Source organism: Streptomyces sp. MMCC 100 (assembly GCF_041538145.2).
In the GTDB taxonomy this organism is placed as follows: domain Bacteria; phylum Actinomycetota; class Actinomycetes; order Streptomycetales; family Streptomycetaceae; genus Streptomyces.
This window is the reverse complement of the sequence record NZ_JBGORK020000001.1, coordinates 868640-883015: the sequence shown is the minus strand read 5'-3', so window position 1 is coordinate 883015 and position 14376 is coordinate 868640. Positions and strand designations below refer to the sequence as shown.

The following is a 14376-nucleotide window of genomic DNA, read 5'->3' as shown; positions in this document are numbered from 1 at the left end:
GTCTTGTGTTCGTCACCGAGACACCGACAGCGAGGACGAGATCATGGACACCCGATTCAACCTCTTCGAGAACGAGTTCGCCGGCCGGTTCGCGAAGCGGTTCGCGGGCATGGGAGTGCTGCTTCACGAGTCGACGCTGCCGAAGGCCACGCAGGAGCTGGTGTCGCTGCGGGCCAGCCAGATCAACGGCTGCGGCCACTGCATCGACATGCACGTCAAGGAGGCCGCGGCCGCCGGGGAGAGCGCGGTCCGGCTGCACCTGGTCGCCGCCTGGCGCGAGTCCACCGTGTTCACCGAGGCCGAGCAGGCGGCGCTGGCCCTCGCCGAGGAGGGCACCCGGCTCGCCGACGCCCACGAGGGCGTGTCCGACGAGACATGGGCCCTGGTGCGCAAGCACTACGACGACGACCAGGTCGCCACGCTGGTCTGCCTGGTCGCCCTGATCAACGCGGCCAACCGGCTCGCCGTGATCACGCACCAGAAGGGCGGCTCGTACGAGGCGGGGATGTTCGCGGCGGCCGTGAGCTGAGCGCCACGGCTCAGGGCAGAGCGAGGGCGCCGACGACCAGTTCGACGTCGGCGCCCTCCCGCACGTCCAGGTCCCGGACCCGCCACACACGGGCGTCGATCCGGGTCCCGGCGGCGGTGGTGTGGGCGGGGACGGCCAGCACCACCGCCGGGGACGGCCCCTCCCCCGGCTCCGTGCGCAGCCGCGTCGCCACCATCACCCCGTCGGAGAACCGCAGGTCCACGTCGAGCGGCCGGGGTCCGGCCACGAACGCGACCGGGTCCGGGAGCCCCTGGACGCGGCAGCGCGCACCCGGGAAGAGGTGCGTGTGCCCGCACAGCGCCGGGTAGGTGTCCGTCCCGGCCGGTCCGCCGGAGGGATGGGCCATGGGCGCGCTCCCGAGTTCGCGGATGGGCGCGGGGCCGTCGCCTCGCGCTCCGGGACCGACCACCGCCGTCCTCCCGTTCCTACCGCGTGACCGGCCCGGACGGTACCCGGCCGGTCCGTTCGTGGCGGCGGCCCGGTGACGGAGGTCAGTGACGGGGCCGCCGCCGGGACCGGTACGCCGCCGCGAAGGCCCGGTCACGATTGGGTCTCGGCCCGTCACCACCCCTTGATTCCCGCCCGTGTAATCGTTTCCAATCCTTCGTGTAATCGATTCCACGAGGAGGTGGAACGGCGATGGCGAGCATCAAGGACGTGGCCGCCGAGGCGGGCGTGTCCGTCGCGACGGTCTCGCGGGCACTCAACGGCCACCCGTCGGTCAGCGCCGCCGCACGCGCTCGCGTGCTGGCCGCCGTCGAGACGCTGGGCTACCGTCCCAACGCCGTCGCCCGGTCGCTGCGCACCGACCAGACCCGCACCCTCGGCCTGGTCATCAGCGACGTCATGAACCCGTACTTCACCGAGCTGGCCCGCTCCGTCGAGGAGGAGGCCCGCGCGCTCGGCTACAGCGTCATCATCGGCAACGCCGACGAGCGCCCCGACCTCCAGGACCACCACGTCACCACGCTGCTGGACCGGCGGATCGACGGGCTGCTCGTCTCCCCCACCGACGGGGGCTCCCCGCGCATGCTGGACGCCGCGCGGGCCGGGACGCCGATGGTCTTCGTCGACCGCTGGATCCCCGGCGTGGACGTGCCCGTCGTCAGGTCGGACGGGCGGGCGGCGGTACGGGATCTCGTCGCGCACCTGCACGGGCTCGGGCACCGCCGGCTCGCGATCATCGCCGGGCCCGCCGCCACCACGACCGGCCGCGAGCGCGTCGACGCCTTCCGCGAGGCGCTCGCCGCGTACGGGCTCCCCCTCCCCGACGCCTACATCGGCCAGGGCGACTTCCAGGCCGGCAGCGGACGCCGGGTCACCGAGGGCTTCCTCGACCTGCCCGAGCCGCCCGAGGTCGTCTTCGCCGCCGACAACCTGATGGCGCTCGGCGCGCTGGACGCCGTACGCGCGCGCGGGCTGCGGGTTCCCGAGGACATCGGGCTCGCCGCGTTCGACGACATCCCCTGGTTCGTGCACACCGATCCGCCCGTCACCGCGATCGCCCAGCCCACCCGGGACCTCGGGCGGGCCGCCGTACGCGCCCTCGTCGAGCGGATCGCCGGGCGGGCCGGCGAGTCCGTCACCCTTCCGGCGCGGCTCGTCGTGCGCCGCTCGTGCGGCGAGCCCGGCGCCCCCGGCCCCACGTCACCGACCCCCGTCCACCCGTCCCCCGTACAAAGGAGTACGCCGTGAGCAGCCGCAGTCCGGACGAGTTGCTGCGCATCGAGGGCATCCGCAAGACCTTCCCCGGCGTGGTCGCGCTCGACAGCGTCGACTTCGACCTGCGCCGGGGCGAGGTGCACGTGCTCCTCGGCGAGAACGGCGCGGGCAAGAGCACGCTCATCAAGATGCTCTCCGGCGCCTACACGCCCGACGCCGGGCGGATCCTGGCCGGTGGTGAGGACGTGCGCATCCACGGTGCGCAGGACTCCGAGCGCCTCGGGATCGCCACCATCTACCAGGAGTTCAACCTCGTCCCCGATCTGACGGTCGCCGAGAACATCTTCCTGGGGCGCCAGCCGCGCCGGCTCGGCATGATCGACCGGAAGAAGATGTACGCCGACGCCGAGGTGCTGCTGGAGCGGGTGGGGGTCAAGGTGTCCCCGCGTGCGCGGGTGCGCGAACTCGGCATCGCCCGGCTCCAGATGGTCGAGATCGCCAAGGCGCTCAGCCTGGACGCGCGCGTGCTCATCATGGACGAGCCGACCGCCGTTCTGACCTCCGAGGAGGTCGAGAAGCTGTTCGCCATCGTGCGGCGGCTGCGCGAGGACGGCGTCGGGATCGTCTTCATCACCCACCACCTGGAGGAGATCGCCGCGCTCGGCGACCGGGTCACCGTGATCCGGGACGGGCGCAGCGTCGGGCAGGTGCCCGCCTCCACGCCCGAGGACGAACTGGTCCGGCTCATGGTCGGGCGGTCCATCGAGCAGCAGTACCCGCGCGAGCGCGCCGACGCCGGTGAGCCCCTGCTCAAGGTGGAGGGACTCACGCGGGACGGCGTCTTCCACGACGTCGGCTTCGAGGTGCGGTCCGGTGAGGTCGTCGGCATCGCGGGGCTGGTCGGGGCCGGGCGTACGGAGGTCGTGCGGGCGGTGTTCGGTGCCGACCCGTACGACGCGGGGACCGTGCACGTCGCGGGCGCGCCGCTGCGGCGGCACGACGTGAACGCCGCCATGGCCGCCGGGATCGGGCTCGTCCCCGAGGACCGCAAGGGGCAGGGGCTCGTGCTCGACGCCTCCGTGGAGGAGAACCTCGGGCTCGTCACCCTGCGGTCGAGCGCCCGCGCGGGCCTCGTCGACCTCAAGGGGCAGCACGCGGCGGCGGAGCGGATCGCCGGGCAGCTCGGCGTGCGGATGGCCGGGCTCGGGCAGCACGTGCGCACGCTGTCCGGCGGCAACCAGCAGAAGGTCGTCATCGGCAAGTGGCTGCTGGCGAACACCAAGGTGCTGATCCTCGACGAGCCGACGCGCGGCATCGACGTCGGCGCCAAGGTCGAGATCTACCAGCTGATCAACGAACTGACGGCCGCCGGTGCCGCCGTGCTCATGATCTCCAGCGATCTGCCGGAGGTCCTCGGCATGAGCGACCGCGTGATCGTCATGGCGCAGGGGCGCGTCGCGGGTGAACTCCCCGCCGAACAGGCCACCCAGGACGCCGTGATGGCCCTCGCCGTCAGTACCCACACCAGCGACTCCCCCCACAACGACGGAACGGAGGCCTTCCGTGGCCACTGACACGCTCAAGAGCAAGCCGGGCGCGCAGGGCGGCGCCACGGGCGGTCTGCGCCGCCTGCTGCTCGACAACGGCGCGCTGACCGCGCTGATCGTCCTCGTCGTCGCCATGTCGGCGCTGTCGGGGGACTTCCTGACCGCCGACAACCTCCTCAACGTCGGCGTCCAGGCCGCCGTGACCGCGATCCTCGCGTTCGGCGTCACCTTCGTCATCGTCTCGGCGGGCATCGACCTGTCGGTCGGTTCGGTCGCCGCGCTGTCGGCCACCGTGCTGGCCTGGAGCGCCACCGAGGCCGGGATGCCGGTCGTCCTCGCCGTGCTGCTGTCCGTGCTGACGGGCATCGCGTGCGGTCTGGTGAACGGTTTCCTCATCTCGTACGGGAAGCTGCCGCCGTTCATCGCGACGCTCGCCATGCTGTCGGTGGGGCGCGGTCTGTCGCTGGTCATCTCGCAGGGTTCGCCGATCGCCTTCCCGGACTCGGTCTCCCACCTCGGTGACACCCTCGGCGGGTGGCTGCCGGTGCCGGTGCTCGTGATGATCGTGATGGGGCTGATCACGGCGTTCGTCCTCGGGCGGACGTACATCGGCCGCTCCATGTACGCCATCGGCGGCAACGAGGAGGCCGCGCGGCTGTCCGGGCTGCGGGTGAAGCGGCAGAAGCTCGCCATCTACGCCTTCTCCGGCCTCTTCGCCGCCGCCGCGGGCATCGTGCTCGCCTCCCGGCTCTCCTCCGCGCAGCCGCAGGCCGCGCAGGGCTACGAGCTGGACGCCATCGCCGCCGTCGTGATCGGCGGTGCCTCGCTGGCGGGCGGCACCGGCAAGGCCTCGGGCACGCTGATCGGCGCGCTGATCCTCGCGGTGCTGCGCAACGGCCTGAACCTGCTGTCCGTCTCCGCGTTCTGGCAGCAGGTCGTCATCGGCGTCGTCATCGCGCTGGCGGTGCTCCTCGACACGCTGCGGCGCAAGGCGGGCGCGGTCACGCCGGCGGCCGGAGCGTCCGGCGGCGGCAACCGGGGCAAGCAGGCGCTGACCTACGTGATCGCGGCGGTCGTGGCCGTCGCCGTCGTCGGCGCGACCTCGCTGCTGCACAACGGCTCCTCGGACGGCAAGAACCAGAAGATAGGGCTGTCCCTGTCCACGCTCAACAACCCGTTCTTCGTGCAGATCAGGAACGGCGCGGAGGCGGAGGCGAAGCGGCTGGGCGTGGACCTGACGGTCACGGACGCCCAGAACGACGCCTCCCAGCAGGCCAACCAGCTGCAGAACTTCGTCAGCGGCAGCCTGTCCGCGGTCGTCGTCAACCCGGTGGACTCCGACGCCGCGGGCCCCTCGGTGCGCTCGGCGAACAAGGACGACATCCCCGTCATCGCGGTGGACCGCGGCGTCAACAAGGCGGACACGTCCGCGCTGGTCGCCTCCGACAACGTCGAGGGCGGCAAGCTGGGCGCCAAGGCGCTCGCCGAGAAGCTCGGCGGCAAGGGCACCATCGTCGTCCTCCAGGGCCAGGCCGGCACCTCCGCCAGCCGGGAGCGGGGGTCGGGCTTCGCGGCCGGCCTGAAGGAGTACCCGGGCATCAAGGTCGTCGCCAAGCAGCCCGCGGACTTCGACCGCACCAAGGGCCTGGACGTGATGACGAACCTGCTCCAGGCGCACCCCGACGTCGACGGCGTCTTCGCGGAGAACGACGAGATGGCGCTGGGCGCGATCAAGGCGCTGGGTTCCAAGGCCGGCAAGTCGGTCCAGGTCGTCGGCTTCGACGGCACTCCGGACGGGCTGAAGGCGGTCCAGGAGGGCACGTTGTACGCGTCCGTCGCGCAGCAGCCGAAGGAACTGGGCAGGATCGCCGTACAGAACGCGCTGCGGGCGGCCGAGGACAAGAAGGTGGAGCAGACGGTGAAGGTGCCCGTGAAGGTCGTCACCAAGGAGAACGTGGCCGGCTTCGAGGGCTGAGACCGGCCCGCGGGAGTGCACGGGTGGGCGGGCGGTCACGGCGACCGTCCGCCCGCCTCACTCGGATTCACTCGATCGGAGAACGATTGATGTACGACTACGACCTGCTGGTCGTCGGGTCGGCCAACGCCGACCTGGTGATCGGTGTCGAGCGGCGGCCGGGGGCCGGCGAGACGGTGCTCGGCTCCGACCTGGCCGTCCACCCGGGCGGCAAGGGCGGCAACCAGGCCGTCGCCGCCGCCCGCCTCGGTGCCCGTACGGCCCTGCTGGCCCGGGTCGGCGACGACGACTACGGGCGGCTGCTGCTCGACTCGCAGCGGGCGGCCGGCGTCGACACGGTCGGTGTCCTGGTGGGCGGCGCCCCGACCGGCGTCGCGCTGATCACGGTCGACCCGTCCGGGGACAACAGCATCGTGGTCTCGCCGGGCGCCAACGGCCGCCTCGCACCGGGCGACGTCCGGGCGGCAGCCAGCCTCTTCCACGCCTCCCGGGTGGTCTCCACGCAGTTGGAGATCCCGCTGGAGACGGTCGTGGAGGTGGTGCGCAGCCTCGCGCCGGGCAGCCGGTTCGTGCTGAACCCGTCGCCGCCGCAGCCGCTTCCGCAGGAGGTGCTGGCGGCGTGCGACCCGCTGATCGTAAACGAGCACGAGGCGAAGGTGATCCTCGGTGACGCCCTCGTCGGCGAGCGTCCCGAGGACTGGGCCCGCGTCCTGCTGGCCAAGGGGCCGCGCTCGGTGGTCGTGACCCTGGGCGCCGAGGGCGCGCTGATCGCGTCGGCGGGCGGGGGCGTGGTCCGGGTGCCGTCCGTGAAGGTGGACGCCGTGGACACGACGGGCGCGGGCGACGCGTTCACGGCGGCGCTGGCCTGGCGGCTCGGCACCGGCGAGTCGCTCGCCGACGCGGCGGCGTACGCGGCCCGGGTGGGCGCGGCGGCGGTCACGAAGGCGGGGGCGCAGGAGTCGTATCCGACGGCCGCGGAGGCCGAGGCGCTGGGGGCAGGGGCGCTGTGAAGAAGGCCGGGATACTCAACCGCCACCTGTCCGGCGCCCTCGCCGAACTCGGCCACGGGGACGGCGTCCTGGTGTGCGACGCGGGCATGCCCCTCCCGGACGGTCCGCGCGTCGTCGACCTGGCCTTCCGGGCCGGGGTGCCGTCCTTCGCGGAGGTGCTGGACGGCCTGCTCGCCGAGCTGGTCGTCGAGGGCGCGACGGCGGCGGCGGAGGTCCGGGAGGCCAACGCCGGATGCGCCGCGCTGCTCGACGGACTCTTCCCCGCTCTCGAACTCGTCCCGCACGAGCGGCTGAAGGAGCTGTCGGCGAGCGCGCGGCTGATCGTCCGCACCGGGGAGGCGCGGCCGTACGCCAATGTGCTGCTGCGGTGCGGGGTGTTTTTCTGAGGGCACCACTGCCAGGAGTGAGAAGTTTGAGGGGGCCCGGTCGACGACCGGGCCCCCTCGGGTTTCCCCTCCCCTTCGGAACTCCGTGGATTTTCCCCCCCGGGTACCCCCACGGGAGTTCCGATGCCAGGTACGACCCGCGGGACCGCGCAAGGGTTGCACGGTCTCCGGGACTATTTTTCGGGCCCCGCGTCCGCCCCGTCTCCCGCGTGCGCGGCGAACCGGGCCGCCGTCTCGGCGAGGACCTCCCGCCCGTCCCGTGCCCACAGCCCCTCGTTGAACAGCTCGACCTCGATCGCGCCGGTGTACCCGGCCGCCTCGACGTACCCCTTCCACTCCCGCATGTCGATCGCCCCGTCGCCGATCTGACCGCGGCCGTTGAGGACGCCCTCGGGCAGGGGGGTGGTCCAGTCGGCGAGCTGGAAGGTGTGGATGCGGCCCTGCGCACCGGCTCGGGCGATCTGCTCGGGCGCCCGGTCGTCCCACCAGATGTGGTACGTGTCGACGGTGACGCCGACCTGGTGGGCCGGGAAGCGTTCGGCGAGGTCCAGGGCCTGGGTGAGGGTGGAGACCACGCAGCGGTCGGCGGCGTACATGGGGTGGAGCGGCTCGATGGCGAGGCGTACGCCGTGCCGTTCGGCGTACGGGCCCAGCTCCGCCAGCGCGTCCGCGATGCGCTCGCGGGCGGCGCGCAGGTCCTTGTCGCCGGCGGGCAGGCCGCCCGAGACCAGGACCAGGGTGTCGGTGCCGAGGGTGGCGGCCTCGTCGACGGCGCGGCGGTTGTCGGCCAGGGCCTTCGCGCGCTCGTCGGCGTCGACGGCCGTGAGGAAGCCGCCGCGGCACAGGGTGGTGACCCGCAGGCCCGCGTCGCGGACCAGTTTCGCGGCCGCCCCGACGCCGTAGGCCTGGACCGGCTCGCGCCACAGGCCGACGTTGCCGACGCCCAGGTCGCGGCAGGCGGCGGTCAGTTGGGGCAGCGAGAGCTGCTTGACCGTCATCTGGTTGATGCTGAAGCGGGTCAGGTCGTGCTGGGTGTCGTCGTCGCTCACTGGTCCACTCCGTGCAGTTTCAGCAGGGTCCTCATGCGGTCCTCGGCCAGCACCGGGTCCGGGAAGAGGCCGAGTCCGTCGGCGAGTTCGTAGGCGCGCACGAGGTGCGGCAGGGACCGGGCCGACTGGAGGCCGCCGACCATCGTGAAGTGGCTCTGGTGGCCGGACAGCCAGGCCAGGAAGACCACGCCCGTCTTGTAGTAGCGGGTGGGGGCCCGGAAGAGGTGGCGGGAGAGTGCGACGGTGGGGTCGAGCAGGGCGCGGAAACCGTCCGTGTCCCCCGTGTCCAGGACGCGGACCGCGTCCGCGGCCAGCGGGCCCAGCGGGTCGAAGATGCCGAGCAGGGCATGGCTGAAGCCCTGGTCGTCGCCCGCGATCAGCTCCGGGTAGTTGAAGTCGTCGCCGGTGTAGCAGCGCACGCCCCGCGGGAGGCGGCGGCGCAGGTCGATCTCGCGCCGGGCGTCCAGGAGGGAGACCTTGATGCCGTCGACCTTGTCGGGGTGGGCGGCGATGACCTCCAGGAAGGTGTCCGTCGCCGCGTCGAGGTCGGACGAGCCCCAGTAGCCCTCCAGGGCCGGGTCGAACATCGGGCCCAGCCAGTGCAGGATCACGGGTTCGGCGGCCTGGCGCAGGAGGTGGCCGTAGACCTCCAGGTAGTCGTCCGGGCCCTGCGCGGTGGCGGCGAGGGCGCGGGAGGCCATCAGGATGGCCTGGGCGCCCGACTCCTCCACGACGGCGAGCTGTTCCTCGTAGGCCGACCGTACGTCCGCGAGGGCGGCGGCGGGCCCGGTCAGCTGGTCCGTGCCGACGCCGCAGGCGATGCGGCCGCCGGTCGCCTTCGCCTCGGTGGCAGAGCGACGGATCAGTTCCGCCGCCGTGGCCCAGTCCAGGCCCATGCCGCGCTGGGCGGTGTCCATCGCCTCGGCGACGCCGAGCCCGTGGGACCACAGGTGGCGGCGGAAGGCGAGGGTGGCGTCCCAGTCGATGGCGGCGGGCCCGTCGGGGGTGGTGTCCGCGTACGGGTCGGCGACGACGTGCGCGGCCGAGAAGACCGTACGGGAGGTGAAAGCGCTTCCCGGGATCGGCCGGGTGCGGCGCAACGGCTCCGGGGAGGGCTCGTGGGTGCGCAGGGCGCCGTGGGCGTCGGGGAGCAGGAGGGTCACAGCGCGATCTCCGGTACGTCGAGGCGGCGGCCCTCCGCCGAGGACCTCAGGCCCAGTTCGGCGAGCTGGACGCCGCGGGCGCCGGCCAGCAGGTCCCAGTGGTAGGGGGCGTCGGCGTAGACGTGCCTCAGGAACAGCTCCCACTGGGCCTTGAAGCCGTTGTCGAACTCGCCGTTGTCGGGGACCTCCTGCCACTGGTCGCGGAAGACCTCGGTGGCGGGGATGTCCGGGTTCCAGACCGGCTTGGGGGTGGCCGAGCGGTGCTGGACACGGCAGTTGCGCAGGCCCGCGACGGCCGAGCCCTCGGTGCCGTCGACCTGGAACTCGACCAGTTCGTCGCGGTTGACGCGGACCGCCCAGGAGGAGTTGATCTGGGCGATCGTGCCGCCGTCGAGCTCGAAGACGCCGTAGGCCGCGTCGTCGGCGGTGGCGTCGTAGGGCTTTCCCTTCTCGTCCCGGCGCTCGGGGATGTGGGTGGCGGTGAGGGCCTGGACGGACTTCACGCGGCCGAACAGCTCGTGCAGCACGTACTCCCAGTGCGGGAACATGTCGACGACGATGCCGCCGCCGTCCTCGGCGCGGTAGTTCCAGGACGGGCGCTGGGCCTCCTGCCAGTCGCCCTCGAAGACCCAGTAGCCGAACTCGCCGCGCACGGACAGGATCCGGCCGAAGAATCCGCCGTCGATCAGGCGCTTGAGCTTGAGCAGGCCGGGGAGGAAGAGCTTGTCCTGGACGACGCCGTGCTTGATGCCCCTGGCCTGGGCGAGGCGGGCCAGTTCCAGGGCGCCGTCGAGGCCGGTGGCGGTGGGCTTCTCGGTGTAGACGTGCTTGCCCGCGGCGATCGCCTTCCTGATCGCCTCCTCGCGGGCCGAGGTCACCTGGGCGTCGAAGTAGATGTCGATGGTGTCGTCGGCCAGGACGGCGTCGAGGTCCGTGCAGACGTGGTCGAGTCCGTGGCGTTCGGCCAGCGCCCTGAGCGCGTGCTCGCGGCGGCCGACCAGGACCGGCTCCGGCCACAGCACGGTGCCGTCGCCGAGGTCGAGGCCGCCCTGTTCGCGCAGGGCCAGGATCGAGCGGACCAGGTGCTGGCGGTAGCCCATGCGCCCGGTCACGCCGTTCATGGCGATACGCACCGTCTTGCGTGTCACGTCATTCCCTTCGTACAAGCCATGCCGCGAGCCGCGGATGGAGCTCGAGCCGTACAGCAAGCGCTTTCTATGTATAACGAAGCTAGCCTGTGAGCGGTGGTCCGGACAAGACCGCGGTCGGGGTGAGTTGTTCGAGGGGGCGAACGACGGCGGACGGTGGCCGTAAGGTCACCGGGGACGGCGTTCGGCTCACACGCGCGATGCGGAGGACGAGGACATGACGGTGACACTGGCGGACGTGGCGGCCCGCGCCCAGGTCTCCCCCGCGACGGTGTCGCGCGTACTGAACGGGAACTACCCCGTGGCCGCCTCCACCCGGGAACGGGTGCTCAAGGCCGTCGACGACCTGGACTACGTGCTCAACGGCCCCGCGAGCGCGCTGGCGGCGGCCACCTCCGACCTGGTGGGCATCCTCGTCAACGACATCGCCGACCCCTTCTTCGGCATCATGGCCGGCGCCGTCCAGTCCGAGATCGGCGGGCCGGGCGGCAGAGCGGGCGGCGAGAGACTCGCCGTGGTCTGCAACACCGGCGGCACCCCGGAGCGCGAGCTGACCTACCTCACGCTGCTCCAGCGGCAGCGGGCCGCCGCGGTCGTGCTGACCGGCGGCGCGATGGAGGACGGGGCCCACCAGACGGCCGTGGCGGCGAAGCTGCGCAGGCTCACGGAGGCCGGGACCCGGGTGGTGCTGTGCGGGCGGCCGCCGGCGCCGGACACCGGGGCGATCGCGCTCACCTTCGACAACCGCGGCGGCGGGCGGATGCTGACCGAGCACCTGATCGGGCTCGGGCACCGGCGGCTCGGCTACATCGCGGGGCCGGAGGAACGGACCACGACCCGGCACCGGCTGGAGGGCCACCGCACCGCGCTCGCCGCGCACGGCATCGAGGAGGACCCCCGCTGGACGGTCCACGGGCGCTACGACCGGCAGGCCGGGTACGAGGCCACGCTGGAGCTGCTGCGCAGGGACCCGACGCTGACCGCGGTCGTCGCCGCGAACGACACCGTCGCGCTGGGCGCGTGCGCGGCGCTGCGCGACTCGGGGCTGCGGATCCCGGACGACGTGTCCGTGGCCGGCTTCGACGACCTGCCGTTCAGCATCGACGCGGTGCCCGCGCTGACGACGGTGCGGCTGCCGCTGGCGGATGCGGGGGCGCGGGCGGGGCGGGTCGCGATGGGGCGGGAGGAGGCGCCGGTGGGCGGGATCGCCACGGTGCGGGGGGAGTTGATGGTACGGGGGTCCTCCGGACGGCCGCGGGGGTGAGACGGGCGGTTGGATTCGCGGTGGCCCGCGTTGGGGTGGGCGCTGCTGGGGGCTGCCGCCCCCAGACCCCCGCTTCGGCCTGAACGGCCTCGTCCTCAAACGCCGGACGGGCTGGTGGTACCGACCGGTGTCCTCATGGGCCGGGCCGAGAATGCCGGCCGGTGTCGACAGGTAAACCGCCTGATCGCGGGTACGCTGCGTGGGCATGAAGCTGGCGTTCTCCACCCTCGGTGTCCCCGGCCTGCCCCTGAACGACGTGCTGGGACTCGCGACCGCGCACGGTTACCACGGCGTCGAGCTGCGCGCCCATCCGGAGGAACCGGTCCATCCGGGCCTGGGTCCGGACGAACGGGCCGCGGTGGCCGCGCAGTTCAAGGCGGCGGGCGTCGAACCCCTGGGTGTGGCGGGGTACGCGCGGGTCGCCGCGCCCGGTGACGACGACGCCGTGATCGCCGAGATGCGCGGCCTGCTCGATCTCGCCCGCGATCTGGGCGCCCCCTACATCCGGGTCTTCCCCGGCGGCGGCACCGACCAGAGCCCCGACGAGGCGGACGCGGCGGCCGCGCGGCGGCTGGGCACGGCCGCCGAGTACGCCGCCGAACTCGGTGTGCGCATTCTGCTGGAGACCCACGACTCGCACCGTACGGGCGCCGACGCGATGCGCATCCTCGGGCTGGTCGGGCACCGCCGGGTGGGCGCCCTGTGGGACGTGATGCACACCTGGCTGGGCGGGGAGCAGCCCTCCGACTCGTACGCGGCGCTCTCCCCGCACCTGGGCTACGTCCAGGTCAAGGACATCGCCTCCGCCGAGGACACCACGCCGCTGGCGCTGGGTGCCGGGGTGCTGCCGCTCACCGAGGTGGTGGACGTGCTGTCCCGGCACGGCTGGGACGGCTGGCTGTGCTGGGAGTACGAGAAGCGGTGGTACGAGTCGGCGGCCCCGCTGCCCGAGCTGCTGGGGCAGGGGCGCGAGCACCTCGCCCGGCTGCTCACGGACGCGGCGTGAGCGCGGACGGCACCGCCGCCGACCGCACCCGGTCCGCCAGCCGCTCCCGGCACCGCGGCCACTCCGCCGCCGTGATGGAGTAGATCGCGGAGTCGCGCAGCCGGCCCTCCTCGCCCGGCACGCAGGAGCGGGACCAGTTGCGCAGGACGCCCTCGAAGCGGGCGCCGGTCTTCTCGATCGCGGCGCGGGAGCGCTGGTTGCGGGCGTCGGTCTTGAGGTCGACGCGAGACACGCCCCAGACCTCGAAGGCGTGGCGGAACAGGAGCAGCTTCGCCTCGGCGTTGACGCCCGTGCCCTGGGCGGAACGGGCCAGCCAGGTGAAGCCGACCTCGACGGCGTCGAGCGCGTCGCCGGTGAGCCAGGAACGGGGTTCCCAGTAGGAGGTGGCGCCGACCGCGCGGCCGGTGGCGAGGGACACCTGGGCGTAGGGTGCCAGCCGTCCGGTGGCCGCCGTGGCCAGGTGGCCGTCGATGTAGGCGCCGACCTCGTCGGGCTCCGGCACCGACGTGAAGTCGTAGGTGCCGCGGTCCTCCCGCGCCGCCACCGCCAGGTCGGACGCGTGCCGGTGGTCCAGCGGCTCCAGTCGTACCAGCGTGCCTTCGAGGACCGGGCCCTTCAGAGTGAATGTCACCCGACGGATTCTTCAGCCGGGGCAGGGGGACGTCCAGCGAATTCCGGTGACGGGGAGGTGCGGACGGTCACCTCCGGTGTGCGCCTGCGGGCGGGGGTGAGCGTCGTCAGCGCCACCCCGCCCACCAGCAGGGCCGCCGCGCACCAGCGCAGGGGGGTCACCGACTCGCCGAGGAAGAGGGCCGCCGACGACATGCCGAAGACCGGGACCAGGAGCGAGAACGGCGCGACCGTCGAGGCGGGGTGACGGCGCAGCAGCCAGCCCCAGGCGCCGAAGCCGAAGACGGTCGAGACCCAGGCGACGAAGAGGATCGTGCCCGCCCCCTGCCAGTCCAGGGCGCGCAGGGCCGCGAGGTCCTCGGCGGGGCCCTCGGTGAGCAGCGAGAGGGCCAGCAGGGGCAGCACGGGGACGGTGGAGACCCAGACCATGAAGTTCAGCGCGTCGGGCGGGGACGCCTTGCGGGTCAGGACGTTCGACACGCCCCACGCCGCCGCGGCGCCGACCACCATCAGGAACGCGCCCAGCGGTCCCGAGGTGCCCTCTTCGAGCGCCGCCACGCCGATGCCGGCCAGTGCGACCAGCATGCCGAGGGCCTGGACGCGGGAGGGCCGTTCGGCGAGGACCGCGGCGGCGATCACCGCGGTGAACACCGCCTGGATCTGCAGGACGAGGGACGACAGGCCGGCCGGCATGCCCGCGTCCATGCCCACGAAGACCAGGCCGAACTTGGCCACGCCGAGGACCAGCCCCACCGCCACGATCCACTTCCAGGCCACCTTCGGGCGGCCCACCCAGAAGACGGCGGGCAGCGCGGCCGCCAGGAAGCGCAGGGCGGAGAAGAGGAGCGGCGGGAAGTGGTCGAGGCCGATCTCGATGACCGTGAAGTTCACGCCCCAGACGGCGGCGACGAGCACGGCGAGGAGGAGGTGGGAAGGTCGCATGCGTCGAGGATCGACCGGAAGGACCGTGTAGCACCAGCGATGAT

14 protein-coding genes are annotated in these 14376 nt (G+C 72.9%); 8 read left to right on the top strand and 6 right to left on the bottom strand.

What is annotated here, in order from left to right:
• Positions 1-43: 43 nt before the first annotated feature.
• On the top strand, positions 44-529 hold the full coding sequence (locus ABS735_RS04120) for a carboxymuconolactone decarboxylase family protein (RefSeq protein WP_373900020.1): 486 nt from the start codon (positions 44-46) through the stop codon (positions 527-529).
• Positions 530-539: 10 nt separating this feature from the next.
• Here ABS735_RS04120 and ABS735_RS04115 read toward each other — a convergent pair whose 3' ends face one another.
• Positions 540-896 (bottom strand): hypothetical protein, encoded by a 357-nt coding sequence (locus ABS735_RS04115; RefSeq protein ID WP_373900019.1) that lies wholly within the window; start codon positions 894-896, stop codon positions 540-542.
• A 293-nt stretch (positions 897-1189) separates the two neighbouring features.
• On the opposite strand from ABS735_RS04115, the gene ABS735_RS04110 reads away from it, so the two are divergent.
• The 5 genes from ABS735_RS04110 (at position 1190) to rbsD (ending at position 7130) form a co-directional block, all read left to right on the top strand.
• On the top strand, positions 1190-2245 hold the full coding sequence (locus ABS735_RS04110) for a LacI family DNA-binding transcriptional regulator (protein ID WP_373900018.1): 1056 nt from the start codon (positions 1190-1192) through the stop codon (positions 2243-2245).
• On the top strand, positions 2242-3786 hold the full coding sequence (locus tag ABS735_RS04105; RefSeq protein ID WP_373900017.1) for a sugar ABC transporter ATP-binding protein: 1545 nt from the start codon (positions 2242-2244) through the stop codon (positions 3784-3786). Before ABS735_RS04110 ends, ABS735_RS04105 begins: the two co-directional genes overlap by 4 nt.
• Entirely contained in the window at positions 3776-5734 is a 1959-nt protein-coding gene (locus tag ABS735_RS04100; protein ID WP_373900016.1) for an ABC transporter permease/substrate-binding protein, read from the top strand. The genes ABS735_RS04105 and ABS735_RS04100 overlap by 11 nt, the downstream gene beginning before the upstream one ends.
• Before the next feature lie 89 nt (positions 5735-5823).
• Positions 5824-6744, top strand: coding sequence for a ribokinase (locus ABS735_RS04095; RefSeq protein ID WP_373900015.1), 921 nt, complete (start codon positions 5824-5826; stop codon positions 6742-6744).
• Positions 6741-7130: a D-ribose pyranase gene (gene rbsD, locus ABS735_RS04090; protein ID WP_373900014.1), complete on the top strand. Its 390-nt coding sequence runs from the start codon at positions 6741-6743 to the stop codon at positions 7128-7130. The genes ABS735_RS04095 and rbsD overlap by 4 nt, the downstream gene beginning before the upstream one ends.
• 173 nt (positions 7131-7303) lie before the next feature.
• Here the strand turns inward: rbsD and ABS735_RS04085 are convergent, their stop codons facing one another.
• Genes ABS735_RS04085 through ABS735_RS04075 form a run of 3 tightly spaced genes read right to left on the bottom strand, consistent with a single transcriptional unit; the run spans position 7304 to position 10490 of the window.
• A complete protein-coding gene (locus ABS735_RS04085) occupies positions 7304-8128 on the bottom strand; it encodes a sugar phosphate isomerase/epimerase family protein (RefSeq protein ID WP_373900221.1) in 825 nt (274 codons plus the stop codon).
• Between the two features lie 47 nt (positions 8129-8175).
• Complete coding sequence (locus tag ABS735_RS04080; RefSeq protein WP_373900013.1) at positions 8176-9342, bottom strand: dihydrodipicolinate synthase family protein; 1167 nt, start codon at positions 9340-9342, stop codon at positions 8176-8178.
• The gene (locus ABS735_RS04075; protein ID WP_373900012.1) at positions 9339-10490 is read right to left on the bottom strand and encodes a Gfo/Idh/MocA family protein; all 1152 of its coding nucleotides are present in this window, start codon (positions 10488-10490) and stop codon (positions 9339-9341) included. The genes ABS735_RS04080 and ABS735_RS04075 overlap by 4 nt, the downstream gene beginning before the upstream one ends.
• A gap of 217 nt (positions 10491-10707) precedes the next feature.
• On the opposite strand from ABS735_RS04075, the gene ABS735_RS04070 reads away from it, so the two are divergent.
• Both ABS735_RS04070 and ABS735_RS04065 read left to right on the top strand, forming a co-directional pair.
• Positions 10708-11754 carry a LacI family DNA-binding transcriptional regulator gene (locus ABS735_RS04070; protein ID WP_373900011.1) on the top strand — a complete coding sequence of 349 codons (1047 nt, stop codon included), beginning with the start codon at positions 10708-10710 and terminating at the stop codon, positions 11752-11754.
• A 205-nt stretch (positions 11755-11959) separates the two neighbouring features.
• Positions 11960-12760, top strand: coding sequence for a sugar phosphate isomerase/epimerase family protein (locus ABS735_RS04065; protein ID WP_373900010.1), 801 nt, complete (start codon positions 11960-11962; stop codon positions 12758-12760).
• On the opposite strand, the gene ABS735_RS04060 is transcribed toward ABS735_RS04065, so the two are convergent.
• Both ABS735_RS04060 and ABS735_RS04055 read right to left on the bottom strand, forming a co-directional pair.
• On the bottom strand, positions 12744-13391 hold the full coding sequence (locus ABS735_RS04060) for a GNAT family N-acetyltransferase (protein ID WP_373900009.1): 648 nt from the start codon (positions 13389-13391) through the stop codon (positions 12744-12746). The genes ABS735_RS04065 and ABS735_RS04060 overlap by 17 nt on opposite strands.
• Complete coding sequence (locus ABS735_RS04055) at positions 13388-14332, bottom strand: EamA family transporter (RefSeq protein WP_373900008.1); 945 nt, start codon at positions 14330-14332, stop codon at positions 13388-13390. Before ABS735_RS04055 ends, ABS735_RS04060 begins: the two co-directional genes overlap by 4 nt.
• Positions 14333-14376: the final 44 nt, after the last annotated feature.

Coding starts and splice junctions, on each gene's coding strand:
- ABS735_RS04120 (WP_373900020.1), top strand. CDS start 44: ATGGACACCCGATTCAACCTCTTCGAGAACGAGTTCGCCGGCCGGTTC.
- ABS735_RS04115 (WP_373900019.1), bottom strand. CDS start 896: ATGGCCCATCCCTCCGGCGGACCGGCCGGGACGGACACCTACCCGGCG.
- ABS735_RS04110 (WP_373900018.1), top strand. CDS start 1,190: ATGGCGAGCATCAAGGACGTGGCCGCCGAGGCGGGCGTGTCCGTCGCG.
- ABS735_RS04095 (WP_373900015.1), top strand. CDS start 5,824: ATGTACGACTACGACCTGCTGGTCGTCGGGTCGGCCAACGCCGACCTG.
- ABS735_RS04085 (WP_373900221.1), bottom strand. CDS start 8,128: ATGACGGTCAAGCAGCTCTCGCTGCCCCAACTGACCGCCGCCTGCCGC.
- ABS735_RS04070 (WP_373900011.1), top strand. CDS start 10,708: ATGACGGTGACACTGGCGGACGTGGCGGCCCGCGCCCAGGTCTCCCCC.
- ABS735_RS04065 (WP_373900010.1), top strand. CDS start 11,960: ATGAAGCTGGCGTTCTCCACCCTCGGTGTCCCCGGCCTGCCCCTGAAC.
- ABS735_RS04055 (WP_373900008.1), bottom strand. CDS start 14,332: ATGCGACCTTCCCACCTCCTCCTCGCCGTGCTCGTCGCCGCCGTCTGG.